Raw genomic sequence first — 23,151 nt, 5'->3', positions numbered from 1 at the left:
ACCAAAATCAAAAAGGTGTTAGTTTCCCCAAATCTGTTCAACAAACTCAGGGTGATCAATGAATGGATTGCGATTGCCCTGAAACTCAAACACTTGTTGATTGCGGTTTTGTTCTTTTTCACTAACGGGATCATTTTTGTGCCAACGCTTAAGCATGTTTAACATCCAAGGTTCAAAAACCGTTGAACTTGAACCATCAAGGACAGCATCCGCATTGCTTGAATTGCCTTCCCAGTTACCTACAACATTTTCATAGCGGGTTGCCATGTAGAAATAGGCACGAGCAAAATCGCCTTTAAACTCATCGATCGGCTCAAACACCGTACCGAAATAACCTAGGCCTGTGCTTGCTTGACCAAGTTTAGAGCCATTACTAGACACGTACGTCGCGGTGCCCACTTCACCAAATGGCCAGTTACTGCGCTTCGCGTTCACATAGCCATCGGTCGCAAACAAATGGTGACCGTCTGAGTTCATCGGTTCAACTTTACCGCCAAACCAGCTTTTCGGGAACGAGTGTTCACGGTTGTAGCAATCCCCTTCTTGGCTGTATTGACCACATTGGTCTGTCACTTTCGTGAAGCTGATAGCATCAGTGCCCGCAGGTTTCTCTGAATACATATCGAGAATAGAGCCATCATTTTCGTAATAACGATCAATATCGGCATCTTTTACCAAGGTCCACACCGCAGAATAACCTCGGCTAGTGTGGTTGTTGATGATGTTAAACAGCGCCGTTTTTAGAGCGTAGCCCGTCTTGCCAGACGCCGCTTGGTAGTAACCATCAACCACTGGTGGGGTCGTGGTTGAGTCACCTAACGTAAAGTCGGTGGTTTCGCTTTTCGAGAATTCAGCGCCAGAAGCAAGAGTCTTATCTCCCACCTTCAACGCGTAAGACCCCGAACCATTGCCACAGCAAATGCCGTCGCCATAGCTGTCTTGAATCGTAAATTGGTAGTTACCATCGGCTAAACACATGGTCTTTTCAATAGTGGTTGACGACTCATACCCCTGACCAGAGAAAAGCACTTGCGCTTGGCTATTTTTCAACTCCCAGCTAGTTTCTGAGCCATAGTTATCCGTCGTGAGTGTAAGAACCACTTCATGATCGCTACAATTTTCTACAGGAGGTTGTGTACTTGTCTCGGTCGGTTGAAAATTATCGACGTAGACAACTTCTGAGCCATCAAAACCGGCCTCATCGTAAAAACGCAGACCGACGTTGATGGTCTTGTTCGAGCTCGCTGTGTAGTTGTGCGCCAGCTCTTGCCACTGGTTTACCTGCTGCGGATCTGAGTAATTGTGATAACCATCAACCACCAGACGTGCTTTTACATTTCCTTCGGTGTGATAAACCGAGACAGAAAACGGATAGGTTTTCCCTTGCTCCACATTAATGGTTTGCAAAAGGTCAGTGTTGCTTTGGGTACCTGTATTCACGACGACTTGAGCAGCCAGGCCGCCCGATTTGATTTGTTCGCTGCTTGGCGACACCGCGATGCCAGCGTCAATCACTGACCACTGCGTAGGCGCACTGCCATTCCACTGTTCAAAGTCACCATTGAGAATTTGGCTATATGCAAGCGGAGAGCTAATAACAGCAAGAAGACAGAGGGGTTTCGTTATGGATTTCATTATACTTTTCCATTAGTTATGTAAATCCCAAACACGATAAACATATTAGTAAGGCATAAGTAATCCCTCGGTCACACTTTTACGTTGCACAAGTGTTAATTTACTTTTTAATGTGCAGCTTATCTCACAAATATCTACCGGCCGAAAACAAACGCCAATGCAAAAAGCGAAGCAACCTGTCGGCCACATCATTGGAAAACCATTAAGGGAAAAGTAAAACGGACGGAAAAAGCCAAGTGTGTGCCTATGGGGGTCAGCAACAACACTTGGCTTGTGTATGAGAAAAGCTTCTGGTCAGCTCAACTGATGAGCGGTGATTCTGGATACTTCCCTAGGGAGTTACCGCAAAGAATCGTCCTTGTAGTGGCGACATCAGAATCTGATATTGACCATTGCTCGAAGTAATTTTTTCATTCGTGAGCAAATCCACCAACTCACCAGTACCAACACTCTCCTGAGTAAGAGTGACGCTTCTAGCGCTCTCTAAGGTATTTAGCGCAAACAAGACTTTGTCCGAACCAGATTGTTTCAAGTCCACATAACTGCCGTTACTCGCAACTAAATTCGTGCGTGACCCCTGATAAAGTGCAGGATGCGCATCGCGCATTGTCATCAGCGATGTCACATAAGCTTTGAGATCGGCTTGGTTTGCATCAAGCGTCGCCGTCACGCCTTCAATTTTCGCACTGCTGCGCGCAACGTGATCATCGCAAAAACCTTGAATGGCACAGGTACTGTTGTCTTCTTTTGCGGCAAAACCATCCACTTGATCCCCGATTTCATCACCGTAGTACAACGTGATTGGCCCGGTGTACGCCGCTTGGAAAGCAAACGCGGCTTTATGGCGTAACCAATATTCTGCATCATTCACATCCGCCAAGTTTCCGCGCTGTAACAAGTCACCAAAGCGCACTAAATCATGGTTGCCGATCATCAAATTCGGCTGCGCATGTGTTGGATATTGGTTGTGTGTGCTGTAACCGTTGTCTAGCCAATCCACACCGCGACCACCCACGCCGCTCTCATTCACGGCCAAAGTTTCTACGATGCGATAGCGCATCGGGAAGTCAAATGCAGAGCACAATGCTGGATCGCTGTTCGATCCATACGCCTCATTCGCGATCTCAGACTCCCCTTTCCAAATCTCTGCCACCATGTAACCCAACGGATAGACTTGTTCGCCTTTGCTATTGGTGTACGTGACACCTTGCGAGGCTTCATCGACAGCTTTACGAAGTTGTGTCCAAGCGTCTGTCGGAACTTGATAGGCTTGATCTAAACGCCAGCCGTCAATCTTGAGTTCTTTGATCCAATACGTTGCTACCTCTTTGTAGAAGTCGAGACTGGCCGGGTAATCAACGGGGTTACTCGAGCCCGTTGGCAACAAGCCGGAGGGAGATGGTTTGATCAAACCATCTTTGTGATGACCAAATACGCCATCAAAAAACACGTATAAGCCGCGTTTGTGTGCTTCTTCGACTAGAGTTTTCGCGGTCGCTAAATCACCAAATTTGGGGTCAATCTTAAAGTAATCTGTCGCAAAATATCCCGTGGCATCCAAACGATCGGCCCAGTGATCTTGTCCTGCGATCGCTTCAGACTCAAAAATCGGCGTCAACCAAATCGCGTTCATCCCTAAATCTTGGATGTAATCAAGTGAATCAATCACCCCTTGCAAATCGCCATTATGATGACTGGTGCCATAGCCCGTACCGTGACCAATGCTCGCATCGCCATCCACAAAACTCTCGACCATGATTTGATAAGTACGAAGTTGGTTACTTTGCGCCATGACATTGGCTTGGCAAGCATAACTGGTATCCGGTAGCGGAGTGCTGCTATTAGTATCACCACCACCAGAAGAATTACACGCAGATAAAGCACCAATCACACTTAACGCAAGCAGCGATCGATACAGGCGATGGTTACGTCGGACGTTACGCATTTTACTCTCCCTAACTTACTCAAATAACCTACAAACATTTGAGTAATAAAATTAACCCCAACATGCTTCCCATGTAGGGGTTAATAAATAAAAACAGATTTTAAATAACTGAATGGAATATTATTGACACTTATTTACCATAACATGAAGCGGTTTGCCTTTTCCTTCAAATTGAAGGCTCCAGACATATTTCCCGTCTTCTTTAATATCAACTGAAGTATCTGTACCGTAACCACCAAATGTTAATGGTGTTAATTCACCAACGTTCATTCGATTCCCTTTAGCGGTAAATTGTGGGAACCACAACTCGGTCGCATACTGCATTTTGTAGGAGCCTACTTTTTCTTGAACCACAGCTTGGTAGAAATTATTTCCTTTGTAGGTGTATTGACGTTGAGGCACGTGTTTCCAGTCGGAATCCGCAAACGTACCCACCACAAACAGTGGTTTAGAAATTGGTCCTTTCGCTGTGCTATCTGGGTTGTCACACGCTTTCATGAAAGCAACCACTTCGTCTTGAGACATATTCACAACTGGCTCTGCGGCCGCTTCTGATTCTGCAGTCGATTGACAACCCACTAAGGCAACAAGTAGGGCAGCAGCAAGAGAGGTCTTCATCATGTTCATTTCACGTAATTCCTTTTTAGTATATCCAAAGCAAAATAAACTCAACGTTTAAAAGAAATATTAATCGTTATTAAAATGGAAATATCAAACGCTAAATAAATATCGTCGGATTGCGAATTTAAATTACTTCGAGAAGTTTATTTATTTCCTAAATACAAAAAATAAGTTAGGAACTGTCAATAATTATTGATCTAACCAATATAAAAAACAAAACAATAAAAATAAATATGTGAATAAGATAACTCTATGTAGGGGTATTTTTATTGGTTTATATTCTATGAAAAAAGGCCAGCATTTTGCTGGCCTTTTATATTCAATTATTTTTTATTTACGGCTTTCACAAACACTTGTTGCGCACCTTCAATACCCAGCTCTTTTGCTTCATCGAGCAAGGTGAGTGCTTTCGGAATATCGTTCGCTGCGACCGCCGCTTCAATTGAGCTGTGGTAGTAGCTAGTGAGATCCGTACCTTGAGGAATGTTGTCGTTTTTCGCAACAATCTTGGTATTCACGATATCATTTGCGGATACCGACAAACGGAACTGACCCAGTGGGCTGTGTTTCGCTAAAGGGTCTGCAATATCTGGCGGCTGAGTGTGGCGCGCCATGGCGAAGGCTTTTGCAGGATGCAGAACTTGCGTACTGCCTTTTAGATCAGCGGAAGTCGTGTACACCAATACATGCAGATCGTTACCTGTCATGTCTGGAATCACATTGAGATCAAGTACGAATTTATCATTGTCCAACAGTTTTGCTGGTTCGTACTTAAACTTTGAGAAATCTGCTTGGTAAATGGTTTCTCCTGCCGAGTTCATCACTGCGACATTAGGAGCATAAAATTGAAGTTCTTTACTTACGAATGTCTCTAATTTGATATCGAGACTGCCACGGTTGCCCGGAAGAGCAAACGCTGCAATAGCGCCAGCACTGTTACCATCCAACAGCATTTGGCTTTTATTAGTCAAAGCGAATTCAGTAACCACAGGTACATCAACCGTTACCCATTGAATATCACCCGATTGAGTGATCACTTGTTGCTGATCTTTTGGACTCATCTCTACTTGTTCTACGGACGCACAACCAGTAGCCAACATGCCCAGCAGTACGGGAGCAAGCCATTTTTTCATTACTGTCTACCTCGACTCTTTATTGTTTTTTAAATAAATACAGCCAGATAAGTTCTGGCTGTATCATTCTAGGACAATTTAGGACTTAGTGGTTAGATGATTACCACCAAGCTTCAGCTTGTACACCGAATTGGAACGTATCGTCTGAACGACCGTTGTCAAATGTGTTAGAGTTGTCTTCTTTGTCAGCCGTTAGGTAAGAAGCGTAAACACGGATTTCAGGACGAGCCCAGAAGCTAGAACCAGCAGACCATGCTTGAGCAACAGTTAGCTTACCGTATTTGTTTTCGTCGCCGTCGTTATCATCGATAGCGTAACCAGCTTCGAAGATAGTTTTGTGGTTGTCATCCCATTTGTACATTGGACGAACTACAACAGACATTGTTTCCCACTTGTCTTGGCCAGCCCACATGTCTTCACCAACACCGTAAACTAACTGGTGACCCATTTCCCAGCTGTCACCCATGCCGATTACACCCCAGTTGATTAGGCGGTAACCAGATGCACCGTTATCAGCTTCTGCGCCGTACCAGCTACCGTCGCCGTAGAATGCCATTGTTTTTGAGTAGCCTTCAGTACCGTACTGAAGCACTGTTTTGTTGAAACCAGCGTCTAGACCTTGAGTCAATTCTGCTGTGAACATTACGCCGTTTTTCGCATCTTTAGTGCCGTTTGGCGCAGCGTCAGTTTCGTTAAGGATTGCGTAGTTCAAGCCCATTTCTAGAGAACCGTTGTCCCATAGAGGAAGACCTGCATAACGTACGTCTAGAGTGTTAACGTTTGTATCGCCGCCATCGTTACCTGGATCTGCGATATCGCCACGGTCGTTACGAACCCAAGCGAAAGAAACTTTACCTGGACCAGCTTCGATACCTTCAACACCAGCGCCCGCGCCAGAGATGTTCCAGTAGTAGAAGTCAGAGATATGAATGTCGTGACGTTGGTAGTAGCGCTTACCAGCCCAAAGTGTTGCTTCTGGAGCAAAGTTTAGTAGGCCTTTAGCTTGAACGTTGAATTGACGTAGTGCGAATTGTGCATCGTCAACACATTTCACTTCGCCGTTATCCAAACCACAGTTAGCAGAAGTGCTTTCCCAGTCGTTTGAACCATTAGAAGTCATTGCAACCATAGAGTCTACGTAGAACGTTTTGCCGTTGTTGTTGTAAACTTCTTTACCTAGTTGAATCTCGCCGTAGATATCGCTTTCATTACCTAGACGACCGATCTTGTTCTTTTCGAATGTTAATTGTTGACCACCGTCAGCGTTCACGCCAACGCCAGCACGCATGTAACCGTGGAAATCCACTGCGAACGCAGAACCAGCAGCTAAAGTTGCAGCCACAGCAGCAGCAATTGCACTTACTTTTTTCATTCTTAACTCCATTAAGGGTATTTATAATTCTGTCTTCCCTGCTCACTCTTTTAGGTGAATATAGGCAGTAAAAACACACCTAAAGAAAGAGAGGTAAGATGGGAACGAATCCCCGTTTGTTTCAACAGTTATGAGATTACCCGAGGCGTACAAGGATGACTTCCTCCGCCCCAAACTAATTTAGGGGGGATGAGAAGGGAGTAGAAAATTTACCGAATGGTGTTTTTTCGAGTCAGATCACCAATCTAGGGAGGAATTAGTAAGTTTATTCGGTTTTGAGCCGCTACAAAGTGATAGCCATTTCATATTTTTGACTCTAAGCCGTCACATAAAGTAATTAAATTACATGAATATTTTTATATTTAGGGTGGTTGACCTTAGTAAGACAAAGTTTTTAACTTATAGTTTCCTAAAGGTAGCAATAAATATTAAATAAAGTATCTCCGATGACACGACTTCTCTCTCGCCCTTACCCCTTGGGTGCAACTGTAAATAAAGAAGGTTGTAACTTCTCTATTTACGCTCCGGGGAATAAAGACATAAAACTCGCCCTGTTTGCAGACGATGGCAGTTACGCGCTTCATGATTTACCGAATGAATACGCTGGCATACGTCATACTTTTATTCCGGATATTAAGCCGGGGCAAAAATACGGTTACCTTGTCTCCCACAAGGAAGAGCCACTATTAATTTCTGACCCTTACGCAAAGTCAATTGATAAAGCCCTCCATTACCACCCTCCCTACTCTCCAGCCAAAAGTTTCGATATGCCGAAGTGCATCGTTATCGAAGATAATTTTGACTGGCAAGATACGGATCATCCGCGTATACCCAGAGAAGAGATGGTGTTGTTTGAGACACACGTCAAAGGGCTTACCCAACTCCACCCAGAAGTTGAGGACAAACTGAAGGGGCGCTATTTAGGTCTTGCGTCACCTGAAATGCTGGCCTTTTATGAACAGCAAAACATCAACACGCTGCAATTGCTACCTGTCGCTGCGTGCATGCATGAGCCTCACCTACTAGAGATGGAAAAGGTCAATTATTGGGGATACAACCCTTATCTCTTTATGGTACCCGATCCGCGCTACGCAGAAAAAGACGCCGTCACAGAGCTCAAAACAACGATTCGAGAACTGCACAAAAACGGCATCGAAGTGATTCTCGACGTAGTTTACAACCACACCGCAGAGGGGGGGGAAGGGCCTACAACTTTCAACCTGAAAGCGCTCGATTCCCGTTTTTACATCAAACATGGCAACCACTTCGCAAATTACACTGGTTGTGGCAACACGGTCGATCTCACCTATCAACCCGCTTTAAACCTTGTAATGGATACATTGCGCTACTGGGTTAGCGAATTTAAAGTCGATGGCTTCCGTTTTGACTTGGCTGCAACGTTAGGTCGACAGGGCGATGATTACAACTCAGAAGCAGCTTTCTTTAAAGCCGTTGCACAAGACCCTATTTTGCGTGAAACCAAATTGATTGCCGAACCTTGGGATATTGGTCCAAATGGCTACCAAGTGGGTAACTTTCCATTTGGCTGGAACGAATGTAATGACAAACTGCGTGATATTTCCCGCAGTTTTTGGCGCGGTGATCAAGGCTATTTAAAAGAGTTTGCCACTCGATTAATGGGCTCTCGTGACATTTATAGTGCAGCGAACTGGCCATACAAACTCACGGTGAATTACATCACGTATCACGATGGCTTCACACTGCAAGATTTAGTGTCTTACAAGCACAAACACAATGAAGCTAATGGCGAAGAAAATCGCGACGGCCACGGTGACAATCGCTCAGAAAACTACGGTGTCGAAGGCGAGACAGAAAATCTGATGATCATCGCCACGCGTGAGAAGCAAAAACGCAACCTTATTGCCAGCTTGCTGTTTGCTTTTGGAATCCCACACATCCTCACTGCTGACGTGCTGTCTCACACCCAAGGCGGTAACAATAATGCCTATTGCCAAGATAACGAAACCAGTTGGCTTAACTGGGGAGAAACGGAGCGTAAGCAACATTTCAAAACGTGGATGTCACAAATGGTCGCCAACCGAAATCAATACATGGTGCCATTTATCCGAGCTTTCAGTGGAGAAAACCGCAATAACAACCGCATTTTCTGGCGCCGAACAGACGGTCGCTTAATGGAGCATGATGATTGGAACCGTTTAAGCTCTGTCGCACTTCACCTTGGCATCGGTAAAGAAGGACAAGAGCTGGTCTATCTCATCAACCAAACTAACGCTACAGCGCGCTTTAAGCTCCCCAATGAGCGAAAGCAAGAATGGGTAACGATCTGCGACACAAACGTACGTAACCTCAACCCAGGGCATGCTGAAGGCGAAGTCTTGCTGTCACCCACCTCGATGGTGATTTTGCACTATCAACCAAACCAAAGAACACCAAATGGTGAGCAAACGCATAGCTAAATTATAAACGCTCCAAAAAAGGAAAGCCGATGCATCTCAGTGCTTAGGCTTTTTTGTTGGTTAGATTTGCCTAACTCATTATTCGCAAGGCGGCGCTAGGTGGATCAAAGCCAATCCACCCAGTGACGTCTCGCGGTATTTCTTGTTCATGTCCTTGCCCGTTTGGTACATGGTTTCAATCACCTTATCCAACGAGATCAAACATTTACTATTACGCTTTAGTGCCATGCGAGATGCATTGATCGCTTTCATTGCACCCATTGCATTACGCTCAATACACGGTACTTGCACTAAGCCACCAATTGGGTCACAAGTCATGCCTAGTGAGTGCTCCATGGCGATCTCGGCCGCAATACAAATTTGCTCATTGCTGCCACCACGTAGCGCGGTCAAGCCAGCTGCCGCCATGGAAGAAGACACGCCAACTTCGCCCTGACAACCAACTTCGGCACCCGAGATAGACGCATTAGTTTTGTACAAAATGCCAATCGCACCGGATACAGCAAGGAAGTCTTTAAGCTGTTTAGTATCGAGCTCTTTGATGAAGCGATGGTAGTACATCAATACCGCCGGAATCACACCCGCCGCACCATTGGTTGGTGACGTTACGACTTGTCCACCAGCGGCGTTTTCTTCACTCACAGCAAAGGCAAACAGGTTAATCCAATCCATGATTTCCATTGGATCGTTTTCAATCGCTGCATTTGCTTCAAGCTTCTTCAGCAAGTTAGGCGCACGGCGGGTCACATTCAAACCGCCATCCAAGATACCTTCTGTCTCGAAACCACGCTCCATGCAACGCGTCATCACACGCCAGATCTGTTCTGCACGTTGATTGATGGCTTCCATATCCTGAAACGCTTGTTCGTTTTTCAGAATCATGCCGCCAAGGCTCATGCCGTTCTTCTCTGCCTGTGCCAACATTTCGTCCGCACTGGAGAATGGAAACTCAACTTCTACGGGTGAAGTCGCGCTGCCATTTTGCAGTTCATCCGCCGTTGCGATGAACCCACCACCGATAGAGTAGTAAGTTTCAAACCCAACCTGATTGCCATGCGCATCTAACGCAGTAATCGTCATGCCATTCTCATGCAGAGGAAGGTTCTCTTCATGGAACAACATGTCCGTTTTGTAGTTGAATTCGATTTCATGACGGCCATCGACAGACATCATGCCCTCTTCAATCGCCTTGCGCATCGCTTTGTTCGCAGAAGCGATTTTGATGGTATCTGGTTTGTTACCCAACAGACCCAAAATCGTTGCACGGTCTGTATGGTGACCAATCCCCGTTAACGAGAGTGAGCCATATAAATCGACTTGAATACGAACCACTTTTGCCAAGTTCGATTCAATCAAACGAGTGAAGTGGTAACCCGCGATCATTGGACCATTGGTGTGAGAGCTAGAAGGGCCCACACCAATCTTGTAAATATCAAAGATGGACAGCATAAACTTACCTATTACGACAATGCAGCATAAAGCCAATCAGGGAGAACCATACAAGCAGCGATGGTCGCCACAGCGAACACCAACAACCCGTAATGGCTTGCGGTTGGCTTTGCAAAAAGATGTTTTTGATTATTGATAAAGGTTTGTTGCTCGGCAGTCACAGCGCCCCAACGACGGCTTACTAACACACCAAACAAAAGGAAGACGAACGTACCAATTGGCGCGAACCACGGCCAAGCCACGTCGAGATACATCGCAGTAAACACCGCAATCACACTCATGATACTGCCAACGATCACGCCTTTCTCATTGGCTTTAGCCCAGAATAAACCAAGCACGAATGACCCCAAGCGGATACCAACGAAGATGGAAGTCAGGCTAGCGATGGTTTTGAGTACCGATTCATTCGATACCGCTAGAAGAGCTGGCACTACCACCATGGCCGCCGCAAGCAAACTCATCTTTCTTGCGACTTTTTCGTAGTGCTCATCATCGGCACTTTTGCGAACGAAACGCTTGTAGATATCGAACGTTGCGACGGTCGCCATTGAGTTGTAGGTCGAATCCAAGGTCGACATTGCGGCCGCCGCCAATGCGGAAATGATCAAACCAACGACGATTGGGTTAGTGTGGTTGAAAACGAAATCCAAAATCACTTCGTTGCTGTTTTCAAACGATTGATCTTGATAGAAAACACTTAGAAGCACACCGAGTACCGCGAAGAATAAGTACACGAAAAAAGCACCGTAACCACACAACAACATTGACTTCTGCGCCGTTTTTTCACATCTCGTCGCTAACGTGCGTTGGATGATCAATTGGTTGGAACCGTACACACTCAAATGTAAAAAGCTCACGGCAACCACGCCAGCCCAGAGTGTGGTATCCACGCCCAAATCAAAATCTAAGTTGATGATATTCAAGTGATCACGAGAAAGATAATCTGCCGCATTAATCTCTGTCATTAGAATGGCAAAGATAGCGATACTGCCCGCAACCAATACTGCAGATTGCAACATATCGGTCCAGATAACCGTGGAAATCCCGCCCGCATAGGTATAGCAAGCGGTGAAAATACTTATGTAGATAATGGCTTCAGAAATACTGATAGGCAGAACTTGCACTAAGATCAGCGCAACGGCATACAAAATCACCCCCGCAGAGATACATTGAACCACGATGAACACAATCGAGTTGATGGTTCTTGCATACACCCCAAAGCGGTGCTCAAGGTATTCATAAATCGAAGTCAGACCCAGCTTATAGAAGACAGGCACAAAGAAAATGACAGTAAAAAAGATAACGATGGGATAGTTAAGGTGAATACTCATCGCTTCCATGCCAGAGCTATAAACCCAACCAGGCATCCCTACAAACGTCATCGCACTAATGTAAGTCGCAAGTATCGAAACACCCGCCGTAAACCAGCCAAATTGCTTTCCACCCGTGGAAAAGTCGCCACCATTGCTGTAGCGCTTATTCACTAAATAGCTGATTAGTATGGTGATTAACACGTATAACGCAATCACCACAAAACTTGAGTACGTAACCATTTCAGAGTTTCCATAATTCTGGGTGCTAATTATTTGTGCTTGGATATTACTTTAAAAAAGCATATCTAAACGATAATCCCGCCATAACTGTGACTATAATCACCAATATAGACGGTTATATATTCAAAAATGCCAAAAAGACCGATTTAATGAGACTCCCATCACTAAAAACCACTAATTGGGTACGCATTCATTTTAAAATTGATATTGATCACGGATCTAATGACCTTAAAAAAACTATGATTCACCACGACACGAAATCGAAGATGATCCCAATAAGATCGTGTTCTTTAAGTTTGAATAGCAACAAATCCTAAGTGAAATAGAGGTTTATCGGTCATGAATGCCAAAAGACACATGAGCGAAGTTCCTATGATTCAAAGGGTAGCTGCCTATCTAGCGATACTGGTTGGTTACTTTTTTTATTGTTATAACTTTGTAATTATTGACTACGTACGCCCATACATCGTTGAAGCGTATGATGGTATTAGCCTGTCAGACACTGCCCAGTTCTATACATGGCAGTCGGTTGGTGCACTTATCGGTGCATTGAGCTGTGCTTGGTTCGCAACAAAATTTGGTAAGAAATCCACTCTTATTACCATCACAGCCCTAAACGGTGGCGCAACGATCATCAATATGATGTTCACCGACTACACAACATGGGCAGCAATGCGTTTCATCATTGGTTTGTCACTGGGTGGTTACTTCACCGTGGCAGTGAGCCTGATGATCGGTCTATTTACGCCAACGGTACGTGGTAAGTTGACGGCATTCGCGTCTTCTATGTTCTCTGTAGCACTGATGGTAATGGGTGCGTATGCAGCATTTATTGCAAGCATTGATGCACCATGGGAAAGCCTAATGCTTGTAGGTGGTATCCCACCATTGGCAGCAGCTGTTGTCATGATCTTTGTACTACCTAGCGACAGCAAAGTGATCGCTTACGGCGAAGAAGAGCAAGCAAAAGCAGAAGAATCAAATACACCAGCGAAAAAAGGCTCTTGGGGCGAAATGCTAAGCAAGCCTTACCGTAAGATCACACTAACGTGCCTATTACTGGCTGGCCTCAACTTCTACGGTTTCCAATTCTTTGGTGGCTTCGTAACCACTTACCTACGTGATGTACGTATGTTCGACGGTGCAACCATCGGTCTCATCTTCTCTATCTCAGCATTTGGTTCACTGTTTGGTGCGTGGTTCTGGGGTTGGGCGGCTGACAAATTCGGTCGTAAGGTGAACGCATTTGGCTTCATCCTGGCGGGCATCATGGTTTCAATCTTCTTTGTTGCACCTGGCGACATGGTGATTGGCGGCCTAAACATGCTGGCTCTACTCGGTCTGATTTACAACTTCGGTCTGTCTTCTTCAGCAGTATGGGGTGGTTACTTCTCAGAACTGTTCCCAGCACACCTACGTAGCTACGGCGCGGCGCTATTCCACGGCGGTCGTATCCTCGGTATGTGGGCACCAATGGTACTTATCTTCATCCAAGAGCGTACCGACCTACAAACCGCAATGTGGGGTTCACCAATCGTATGGATCCTTGCTGGTCTTCTATGGCTATCACTGCCAGAGACACTAAAAGGCGGTGTGTTCGATAAGAGCAAAAAAGCCGAAGCAGCAAAAGCGTAACTGAATTTCAAAAACTCCGGCTGGTTCCCCGGCCGGATGAAAAAACTTAATTTCGAGTCCTGTTCCCAAAGCCGACTCGACAGCAAATAAGAGAGTTTATTATGTCTAAATATCAAGAAGCGAAACGCGTTGTACGTGAATACTTCAGCGCAATGGAAAACGCAACTCACGAAAACGTGGCAGAAGTACTAAAAGCACACACTTCAGAAGATTACCTATGGCGTGGTGTTTACCCATTCCGTGAGCAACAAGGCGCTCAAGCAGCGGCTGACGTTTTCTGGGCTCCTTTGATGAAATCAATGACTCGCATGCAGCGTCGTCAAGACATCTTCATCGGTGGTGAGAACGAAGTAACATCAGGTGAGATCTGGGTAATGAGCATGGGTCACTTCATGGGTCTATTCGACGCTGAATACCTAGGCATGCGCCCAACTGGTAAAATCATGAACATCCGTTACGCAGAATTTAACTGTGTTGAAAACGGCAAGATCACCAAGACTGGCCTATTCCTAGACCTTCTAGGCGCGATGGACCAAGCGGGTTGTTACCCACTACCACCATCAACAGGTAAGCACTTCGTATACCCTGGTCCTCGTAATCACGATGGTCTACTGTTCGAAGACGCAGCACCAGAAGAAGGCGTAGCAACACTAGCACTAGTGAACAAGATGGTTGATGACCTATCTGCACTGAACGACAGCGGCGCTATGGGTTGCCCACCAGAAGTTCTTGAGAAGAGCTGGTCTAAAGACATGATCTGGTACGGTCCATGTGGTATCGGTGCGTCTTACACAATCCCTCGTTACCAACAGCAACACCAATTGCCGTTCCGTAACAACCTGAAAGACAAGAAGTTTAACGGCCACGTATGTCGTTTCGCAGAAGGTAACTTCTCTTGTTTCTTCGGCTGGCCAAACCTATCTAACACACCAATCGGTGGTTTCCTAGGTATGACAGGTGGTCAAGTACGTGCAGACATGCAAGTGGTTGACGTTTACTACCGTGACGGCGACAAGCTATCTGAGAACTGGGTTCTGATCGACCTTCCTTACTGGCTAAAACAGCAAGGTCTAGACGTGTTCGAGCGTACTCAACAGATCCTAAACCCTTCTCTATAAGAAGTCCTAGGGGCGGATTGTCAACCCGCCTTTATGTTGCCTGAATCCCCTCTCGGTTCAGGTGACATGCTCCCAACTCGTGCCTCAAGGATGGGGCACAACCTCAAGATAGAACCCTTATTCACAACGGGCATGAACGCACGGTGGCTTTCTGCGCCCTGAATAACGAGATTGATGATGAAAAAATCGACCCTTTCAGCAGTGATTTTAGCAGCGCTTACTTCTAGCTCAGCCTTTGCTGCACACACTTTTGTTAATGACGCTGGCGACAGCCTAACCATCGATGGCCGTTTCGATCTTCGCTACCAAGACCGTGGCGGTGATGACAATGGCGAATGGAACAGCGGCAGCTCACGTTTCGGTTTGAAAGGCCAAATGGGTCTGGATAACGGCTGGACTGGTTTCGGTCACGCGGAATGGGGCTACAACTCTGGCGCGAACGGCGACAACATTTACGACCGCTTGCTATACGCAGGTGTTGATCACGAAAAATACGGCAAGATTGCTGCGGGTACTAAGCAGTGGTCTACCTTCTACGACGTAGCATGGTACACCGATTTAGGTCGTGTATTCGGTACTCGTGGCTCAGGTGTTTACAACCTAGCTGACTGGGGTATCGCATCCGGCGCTGGTCGTGCAGAAAACTCAATTACTTACCGCAATTCCATCAATGAAAAAGTGAGCTACGGCTTTACTTACCAAACCACGAGTGAAGATGTCGCTCTAGCAAGCAATGCGACAGCCTCATTGAAAAACGGCATGGGTGCGTCGATCACTTACAAACCGGTTGATGGCGTAACACTGGGTGCGGCTTACCATCAAAATGAAGTTGCAGATCTAGACGCAAGCGTGGTTGGCGTAGAAAACGGCGACAACATGCGCATCATGCTATTGGGCGCAAACTACAGCAACGGTGGCTTCTACGCGGGTGCGACTTTCCACGTTGGCGAAAACTGGGAAGCAGTGAGCCAAGGCGGTACGGACGTAATGTTCGATACCCTAGGTGGCGAAATCTACACTTACTACCACTTCGACAACGGCCTACGCCCAACGTTGAACTACAACTACATGGAAGATCGCGGTGACGAGACACAAGGTTACGAGCGTAACTTGCTGATTCCAGGTCTTGAATACCACTTCCTGAAGAACAAATTCCTAGTTTGGACTGAATACCAGTTCGACCTAGGTAAAGATCAGTACGATGGCAGCAAATTCGAAAACCGTGATGATCAATTCGCGGCAGGTATTCGCTACTACTTCTGATAACCACGAGATAAGTTATTCCGGTTACGTAACTTATTCGATTTAGTGGAAATGGGAAATAAGAGCAAGCCTTACCTTTCTTGGGTAAGGCTTTTTTCGTATGCAAAACATGCAATGTGACTTGGGTACTACCCAAATTGCGCCACCAAAGACAATCCAATCCTTTATTTGCCTAAATCTTGCTTATTTCTCTTTATGAGTACGTACCTATTTGTGTTAACCTAGTCACAGTTAAACTGACTTATGAATCAACTCACATGAATCCTGCAAAACAAACCGTAACATCGAAGGACGTTGCCAAACTGGCTGGCGTTTCTCAATCTACTGTATCGCGTGTGTTTGTTCCGGGCAGCTCAGTGTCAGAGAAGACCAAGCAAAAGGTCTTTGAAGCTGCGAAAGCCCTAAACTACCGTCCAAATGCTTTTGCACGTAGCTTGACCACCAACGAATCTAAGTTGATCGGTTTGGTATTCCCCGATGCGGATTACCCTATCCACATGAAAACACTCCAATTGATTTCAAGTGAATTGCAGAAGCAAGGCTACTCAGCAGTGTTGATTCCATGGCAAGTGGATGATGAAGACAACCACTCAATCCCGAACATCTTCCAATACCGTGTAGATGGTGTCATTGCCGCTTCCGCTACTTTCAACAAATCACTGTATGAAGAGTGTGAAGAGTTCAATATCCCTATCGTTCAGTATGCACGCGTCGTAGAAGGCACTAAGAGCAGTTACGTTATCAGTGACAACTACGAAGCTGGCCAACAAGCCGCGCAACTTTTGCACAAAAGTGGCGTGAAGAACGCGGTTTACCTGACGGGTGAAGTGCCAACCTTTACCAACGACGAGCGCCAAAGCGGCTTCTGCTCTGAATTTGAAGACCTAACTAGTAATACGCCACGCATCGTTGAAGCCACTTATGATTACGCTAGCTCACTCGACAAAATCCGCGAAATACTCGCTGATAAAAACCGACCAGAAGCCGTGTTCTGTGCGACCGACAACCTTGCAATGGCTGTTATGGATATTGCGCGTATCGAATGCGGATTGAGTATCCCGCAAGACTTACAAGTCATTGGTTTCGACAATATTCCGCAGACAGAGTGGTTGAGTTATCAGTTAACCACATTCCGCCAAGATTTTCGTCGTCTCGCTCGCGAATGCGTGAAGATCATTGTTGACCAAATCAATACTAAAAACGGTAGCTTGGTCAAAATGATGGTACCAGTGAAACTAATCGAGCGGCAGACAACGAAAGCTTGAATGACTAAAGCCAACCATTCGGTTGGCTTTTTTATTTGCTTTTGCTCAACCTCAATGGTCCATTTAGTGTTGTAAGCATTAATGAACCTCTGTATATTTATGAGCCATTACAGTATATGAACCAAATTAAAAAGGCGTATAGTCCATATGGCTACTTATCTTTACACACGTTACTCGCCAAAGAATCGAGCTTATCAAGAGCACCTCGGTGTCCTAAAAGCGTTCGTGCCTGACGCCCAACATTTTGAGGATAAGGTTCGCGGTTGCATGCCTCCAGCAGAACGAGAAGCTTTCCAACAGCTACTCAATATCGTCAAAGCAGGTGATACGATTGTGCTCTGGTGGCTAACGGCATTTGGTCGAGATTTTAGTCAGGCGTTAAATACAATAAAAGTATTACTAGCAAAAGGGGTCACACTGAAAACCGTTTGTGAACCACTCACATTTGAACCGGATTCTGTTCAAACTCAAACGCTACTCACCGTGTTATCTGGATATGGAAAAGTGCAGACTGAACATCGCCTGTTTGCCGCAGAGCAAGGACGGCAAGCCATTAAAGATCAACCAGATTTGTGGAAACAGAAATTTCGCGGACGCCCAGCAGACAAAACTAAACACCAACAGATCGCAACGTTGCTGTTAGAAGGCTATACGTTGAAGAGTGTTTCGGAGCAGTGTGATGTCAGCCTATCTACCGTAAAACGCGTCAAATCTAAGTTAAATGAAGTGGATGATGAAGGCTGCCTCAGAACACGAAAGCAAAGAGGTTATTCTGATGGTGATCCATCATGAGTCGCCCAATCGACTTTCGCACTATCTTACTCGCCTGTCTTATTATCAGTGTTGGCCAATTGAGCATGGGGCTTGTTATGCCCTCTTTGCCATGGATCGCAAAAGACTTTTCTATCTCCCTTGATCAAGCCCAACTGCTTGTGAGTATTTACTTACTCGGTTTTGGTCCCTCTCAGTTCATTTACGGTCCGGTATCGGATGCTTTGGGTCGAAAAAAAGTACTATTGACGGGTTTGCTCATCGCGATGTCTGGTCTATTAATGATCATTTTCCTCAGTGACACCTTCACAGGCATGGTGATGGGGCGTTTTCTACAAGGCTTAGGAACTGGGTGCTGCGCGGTACTCGCGAGAGCATCGACTCGGGATAGATTTAGCGGTGATGAGCTCCCTGTCGCCATGTCTTATATCGCTATGGCAGCTTCGATCACGCCACTCATTGCGCCTGTGATTGGCGGCTTTATCAACTTCCACTTTGGTTGGAGTATGGTGTTCATTTCACTGTTAGGTTATGTCTCACTCGCTTGGGTAGTCATCGCCTTTAAGTTTACAGAAACCATTGCAAAACGATCTGTTATTCCGTCACCACGCAACATGCTTTTCCAGTATCGAGACTTGGTGACGTCACGTTACTTTATGAGTTTTGCCAGCATCAGTTGGTTAAACTTCAGCCTGATGATAACGACCGTGTCCGTGATGCCATTTATCATGCAAGACCAAATTGGCATGACATCCGATCAATACGCAATGTGGGCAATCATTCCCGCTTTAGGTATGTTAGGCGGCACCACGATTTGTAACCGAGTAAGGCCAATTATCGGCAACAAAAGAATGCTACTTTGTAGTCCATTCCTGCATCTCAGTGCGGCAATATGGTTGTTCTTCTGCCCGGTAGAACCGCTGTATTTAATGTTGGGACAACTATTAATGATCTTAGGTAACGGCATTGCCCTACCTTGCGCGCAAGCCATGGTAATGCAACCCTACAAAAAGCAGGCTGGTGCTGCGGCAGCCATGTCTGGAGGTGGACAAATGATCGTATCCTCATTGGTCAGCTTAACATTGGTACAGCTTGGTTTAAGCCAAGCCTGGCATCTATCAATCGTTATTGTGGTGTTTGCAGCAATAACGCTCACCAATATTCAACGAGGTTTTGGAGCAGAGCAACCTTCAGAACAGTAACGAAAAGACTGACTATTGTCCTTATAATTAAGAACACATCGTATAAGCTTTAACTAAGGATAAGTTGGCGGGTACTAACATGATGTTGCATTTACGAATTGGCGCGCTACTACTCGCCACTTTTATATCCGCTGGCACCGCCGCGAAAGCCAACGAGTACTGGCAATTTGATAGTGACGATAACGGAATCACTATCTACTCTCGAGAGCATACCGACGGTTTGGTTGAGATTCGTGCTCGGATGTTCACACCCACCAGCTATGGCGCATTTTTAACGCTATTGGAAGATAGTGATAATATCCCGAACTGGATTGACAATGCCAGTCATAGCCGGGTTTTGAATCAAATATCAGCCACCGAAAACATCGTTTATACCCAATTTACGGCGCCATGGCCTGCAAAAAATCGTGATATGCTCACCTACTCTAAATATTGGGTCGATGAACTCGGGTTCACGATAAAAATCAAAAGCGCACCAGACTCATATCTTGCTGAACAAAAGGGCTATGTTCGCATTCGTTCGGTTGATGCAACTTGGGAATTACAAAAGCTCACTAATGGCACGACACTCATTGACTACAAAGCGTTTGCTGACCCCGGAGGCCTTTTGCCAATCTGGCTAATCAACAAACTATCAAAACAAAGTGCACGAGCAACATTTAGTAATCTAAGAAAAGAGTTACCAAAATATCAGCAATACTCCCATCCTCAGATAAAGGAGTAAACTTCACGTTTGCTCTTTAATTACGATTACGGTGTTTGAAAAAAGTGCCCACAAAAGAGGCGAAGGCTAACCCCAAAAAAAGCCAAAACAAAGGGATAAACCCAAATGACTCTACTAATAAGCCATTTTCATCTACGTAAGAGCCCTGAGCGTGGTACACAATTAAACATGCCACACCGCTCAAAAATAAAACTACGCTCAGTTTATATTTACGAATCAACCCCATCTAAACCTCAAGCAATCAATTGATATGTCTTCGACATATTGCCACCGTATATAGTTCACTCAAAAAATATATTGTCTCTATGTTTGCTCCAATCTTTATTAGAGGTCTTTTAGCCAGAGATAAGATAAAAATCCAAACATAAAGAATAAAAAGTCAAATTTAACTCAAAATATTATATGCGTTCTCAGAACTATCTTGACCTTTTTTCTCACATACACAGTGTAATTGTTATCATTTTGTTTGCTCAATGCTGCCAAAAATCGTTCACATCTCTCCCAAAATAATTAGTGTTCTAAATATTTTTATTACTCTACGAAAAAACAAACCAAACAACAAAAAAACTTTTAAAATCAAAACTTAATACTTAAAAGTCAATTGTAAAACAATAATAGCAACGAGTTGACCTCTTCATCTCTTTCGCCTTTTTAATTGAACGTCTAATCAAGTTAACGCACAATGCCATCGACAACTCACATAATAAATCATGAAAAAAAGGAAGTGTCTTCATGCATAATTTTTCAAAAAGTGCAGTGGCAACTTTAATCTCTGGCCTTTTGCTTGGAACTTCAGCGCATGCAGGAGTGAGTATCACACAAGGAAAGACCACGATCCCCGATGGCGAAGCTACACACGCTCAAGACATTACCGTTCAAAACGAACATGTCGCCTTCGCTCTCGCTGTTGAATCCGCACCACCATGGGGCGTACCGCGAGGAACATTGGTCGATTTGGCAGCAGTAAAGAATGGCAAAGTAGACCTTGACCGTGTTGCCTTTGCTGACTTCATTCCTAACAGCTGGTCCGCATGGCCGAATGATCGCAAGTCCATTGAAATTATCGAAGACAGCGACAATAAAGCGGTCATCAAAGTGAGCCGCAACTTCGATAACGTTGATATCACAACGTGGTATACGCTCGCTTCTGGATCTGACTCAATTGCGCTTAAAACGGTCATGACCAACCAAGGTAAAAAAGATCTCGCGTTAGAATCAGGGCACACCATTTGGCCAGACACTGGCTACCAATTTGCCGTGCCGGGGTTGGAAGGGAAAGAAGAATCCATGGCCGACAATGCCCTCGCCGATCGCATGGTCGCTTATGATCGAGACTGGGCCTTTGCACTTCATGCTCCTTATTTTGATCGCGTCAAATACAATGGTCGTGACATGTACCTAGGGCATACCTTGAAAGCAGGTGAAAGCCGCACTTTCCAATCCCGATTACAAGTGGTTCCAAATGGAGACATGGCCCCCATTGTCAAGGCAGAAGCTGACCGATTAGGACAAGCGACAGGCATCATCAACGGCCAATTACGCGCAGATAATGGTCGTGTTCCTGAAGATGCCATCGTGATGATCAAAAAAGAAGGACAACCCTATGCCTGGACATTGGCCAAAGATGGCCAGTACAGCATAGCGCTGCCAGAGGGTGAGTACCAAATCTACGGCACAGCGACTGGTCACGCAAACAGCGAGCTGCAATCGATTCAAGTGGCGAGAAATAGCGAGCAAACACTCGATTTTACGTCTCTAAAACGCCCAGCAACTCTCTCACTTCAAGTTGAAGAGGCAACATCAGGTCTGGCCAAAGATGCGAGAATCACCATCCTTGAAGGTCAAGCGCCACCGGTTGAATTTTTGGGTAAACGCACCTTCTTTACCGATCTGCTGCCTGCAGGTCATGCGGAGCTAAAACTGGCACCCGGTCAATACAAATTAGGTATCAACTCTGGTGGAGGTTTTACAGCTAAAACCCAAACATTAGACGTAACCCTAACGTCCGGTAAAACGACGAAGCAACGAGTAGAAGTGCCTCAAGTGACGTTTCCTAACCGTCAGCATTGGTATGGCGCAGATTTACACCATCATGGCAACGTGTTGGAAGGCGTTACCCCGCCAGAAATTGTTGTGCGTGCTCAATTGGCAACGGATCTTGATCTGACTTTCATTAGCGATCATGACTCAACCATTAACCACCAGAAGTTTGCAGAACTATCTGCGAAACGTGGCGTGCCTTTCATCCCGTCGATCGAAGTTTCGCCATCATGGGGACATATGAACCCATTTCCTATCGATAATGGCGCCGAGCTAAAGGTCGATCCTGGCACTGCTGACGTTCACACGTTACTCAACGCCGTACATGAGATGGGGGCTGAAGTCGTACCGATGAACCATCCATACAACGATTATGGCTACTTTACGAATATCGCTAAAAATGCAGTCCCTGGTGGTAAAACGGATCGCTTCGACCTTATGGAGCTTAATGCGCGCGTAGACAATGAATCAACGTTGAAGAAAGCGCATAAACTCTGGGACCTGGGTGAAGCAATGTACTTTACAGCGGGAACCGACACCCACGATGCGTGGAACCAACTCACGGGGCAGATTCGAATGATGGCAAGAGTCGATGGAGAGCTAACGCCGTCGAAGTTTGCGCAAGCACTTAAAGCCGGCCATGGCTACGCAACACAAGGCCCTATTCTTTATCCGCAAAACATTATGTTTGGTGAAACAGCAACAGCTGGCGATACGTGGGATATCCACGTCGTTGCAGCCGATGGTCTAAAAGAAATTCGATTGATCGGTAAAGGCGGCAAAGTGCTGAATACCCTGACGATTAACCCGAAAGTTGATACTCAACGCATAGAGCTGTCGCTACCTATACCTAACGACACAGAGGGATGGATAAGTTTAGAAGTCGAAGATAAAGACGGCAGCACGGCCTGGAGTAACCCTGTTTGGTTGCAGTCATAGTCTTGATGAATGTCCGACTCGATGGTAAACAAACCTGAGTTCGACGAT

17 protein-coding genes are annotated in these 23,151 nt (G+C 45.6%); 9 read left to right on the top strand and 8 right to left on the bottom strand.

Going from position 1 to position 23,151, the window contains the following annotated elements; all coding sequences use genetic code 11:
* Nucleotides 1-18 precede the first annotated feature (18 nt).
* The 5 genes from J8Z23_RS21895 to J8Z23_RS21875 form a co-directional block, all read right to left on the bottom strand.
* The gene (locus J8Z23_RS21895) at nucleotides 19-1,635 is read right to left on the bottom strand and encodes an endonuclease (RefSeq protein ID WP_434635389.1); all 1,617 of its coding nucleotides are present in this window, start codon (nucleotides 1,633-1,635) and stop codon (nucleotides 19-21) included.
* A 331-nt stretch (nucleotides 1,636-1,966) separates the two neighbouring features.
* Nucleotides 1,967-3,580, bottom strand: a complete 1,614-nt coding sequence (locus J8Z23_RS21890) for an alpha-amylase family glycosyl hydrolase (RefSeq protein WP_434635388.1) — start codon at nucleotides 3,578-3,580, stop codon at nucleotides 1,967-1,969.
* 120 nt (nucleotides 3,581-3,700) lie between these two features.
* Nucleotides 3,701-4,207 carry a glycosidase gene (locus J8Z23_RS21885; protein WP_243327457.1) on the bottom strand — a complete coding sequence of 169 codons (507 nt, stop codon included), beginning with the start codon at nucleotides 4,205-4,207 and terminating at the stop codon, nucleotides 3,701-3,703.
* A 317-nt stretch (nucleotides 4,208-4,524) separates the two neighbouring features.
* Nucleotides 4,525-5,334 carry a MalM family protein gene (locus tag J8Z23_RS21880; protein ID WP_167427807.1) on the bottom strand — a complete coding sequence of 270 codons (810 nt, stop codon included), beginning with the start codon at nucleotides 5,332-5,334 and terminating at the stop codon, nucleotides 4,525-4,527.
* A gap of 100 nt (nucleotides 5,335-5,434) precedes the next feature.
* Nucleotides 5,435-6,706 carry a maltoporin gene (locus tag J8Z23_RS21875; protein ID WP_006740823.1) on the bottom strand — a complete coding sequence of 424 codons (1,272 nt, stop codon included), beginning with the start codon at nucleotides 6,704-6,706 and terminating at the stop codon, nucleotides 5,435-5,437.
* A gap of 446 nt (nucleotides 6,707-7,152) precedes the next feature.
* Here J8Z23_RS21875 and glgX point away from each other — a divergent pair, with 446 nt between their 5' ends.
* Nucleotides 7,153-9,144, top strand: a complete 1,992-nt coding sequence (glgX, locus tag J8Z23_RS21870) for a glycogen debranching protein GlgX (protein WP_434635387.1) — start codon at nucleotides 7,153-7,155, stop codon at nucleotides 9,142-9,144.
* Between the two features lie 78 nt (nucleotides 9,145-9,222).
* Here glgX and J8Z23_RS21865 read toward each other — a convergent pair whose 3' ends face one another.
* Nucleotides 9,223-10,593 (bottom strand): L-serine ammonia-lyase, encoded by a 1,371-nt coding sequence (locus J8Z23_RS21865; protein WP_045484172.1) that lies wholly within the window; start codon nucleotides 10,591-10,593, stop codon nucleotides 9,223-9,225.
* 11 nt (nucleotides 10,594-10,604) lie between these two features.
* A complete protein-coding gene (locus J8Z23_RS21860) occupies nucleotides 10,605-12,146 on the bottom strand; it encodes a sodium:solute symporter (protein ID WP_434635386.1) in 1,542 nt (513 codons plus the stop codon).
* A gap of 339 nt (nucleotides 12,147-12,485) precedes the next feature.
* Between J8Z23_RS21860 and J8Z23_RS21855 the strand changes: the two genes are divergently transcribed.
* The 7 genes from J8Z23_RS21855 to J8Z23_RS21825 all read left to right on the top strand — a co-directional run bounded on the left by J8Z23_RS21855 (nucleotide 12,486) and on the right by J8Z23_RS21825 (nucleotide 20,124).
* Nucleotides 12,486-13,781, top strand: a complete 1,296-nt coding sequence (locus J8Z23_RS21855; RefSeq protein WP_434635385.1) for an MFS transporter — start codon at nucleotides 12,486-12,488, stop codon at nucleotides 13,779-13,781.
* A 101-nt stretch (nucleotides 13,782-13,882) separates the two neighbouring features.
* Nucleotides 13,883-14,899: a nuclear transport factor 2 family protein gene (locus tag J8Z23_RS21850; RefSeq protein ID WP_434635384.1), complete on the top strand. Its 1,017-nt coding sequence runs from the start codon at nucleotides 13,883-13,885 to the stop codon at nucleotides 14,897-14,899.
* A 177-nt stretch (nucleotides 14,900-15,076) separates the two neighbouring features.
* Nucleotides 15,077-16,162, top strand: a complete 1,086-nt coding sequence (locus J8Z23_RS21845) for a porin (protein WP_434635844.1) — start codon at nucleotides 15,077-15,079, stop codon at nucleotides 16,160-16,162.
* A 257-nt stretch (nucleotides 16,163-16,419) separates the two neighbouring features.
* Complete coding sequence (locus tag J8Z23_RS21840) at nucleotides 16,420-17,427, top strand: LacI family DNA-binding transcriptional regulator (RefSeq protein WP_074190328.1); 1,008 nt, start codon at nucleotides 16,420-16,422, stop codon at nucleotides 17,425-17,427.
* 147 nt (nucleotides 17,428-17,574) lie between these two features.
* Entirely contained in the window at nucleotides 17,575-18,219 is a 645-nt protein-coding gene (locus tag J8Z23_RS21835) for a recombinase family protein (RefSeq protein WP_109169267.1), read from the top strand.
* Nucleotides 18,216-19,400, top strand: a complete 1,185-nt coding sequence (locus J8Z23_RS21830; RefSeq protein ID WP_434635383.1) for a multidrug effflux MFS transporter — start codon at nucleotides 18,216-18,218, stop codon at nucleotides 19,398-19,400. The genes J8Z23_RS21835 and J8Z23_RS21830 overlap by 4 nt, the downstream gene beginning before the upstream one ends.
* A gap of 79 nt (nucleotides 19,401-19,479) precedes the next feature.
* Entirely contained in the window at nucleotides 19,480-20,124 is a 645-nt protein-coding gene (locus J8Z23_RS21825; protein WP_174856113.1) for an START domain-containing protein, read from the top strand.
* A gap of 16 nt (nucleotides 20,125-20,140) precedes the next feature.
* Here J8Z23_RS21825 and J8Z23_RS21820 read toward each other — a convergent pair whose 3' ends face one another.
* Nucleotides 20,141-20,350, bottom strand: a complete 210-nt coding sequence (locus J8Z23_RS21820; protein ID WP_434635382.1) for a DUF3955 domain-containing protein — start codon at nucleotides 20,348-20,350, stop codon at nucleotides 20,141-20,143.
* A 506-nt stretch (nucleotides 20,351-20,856) separates the two neighbouring features.
* Between J8Z23_RS21820 and J8Z23_RS21815 the strand changes: the two genes are divergently transcribed.
* Nucleotides 20,857-23,103, top strand: a complete 2,247-nt coding sequence (locus tag J8Z23_RS21815) for a CehA/McbA family metallohydrolase (protein ID WP_434635381.1) — start codon at nucleotides 20,857-20,859, stop codon at nucleotides 23,101-23,103.
* The last annotated feature ends 48 nt before the right edge of the window (nucleotides 23,104-23,151 follow it).

Origin of the sequence: Vibrio sp. SCSIO 43086 (assembly GCF_051132235.1) — a bacterium.
Taxonomy (GTDB): domain Bacteria; phylum Pseudomonadota; class Gammaproteobacteria; order Enterobacterales; family Vibrionaceae; genus Vibrio; species Vibrio diabolicus.
The sequence above is the reverse complement of the archived record's forward strand: the minus strand, read 5'-3'. Positions and strand labels throughout refer to the sequence as shown.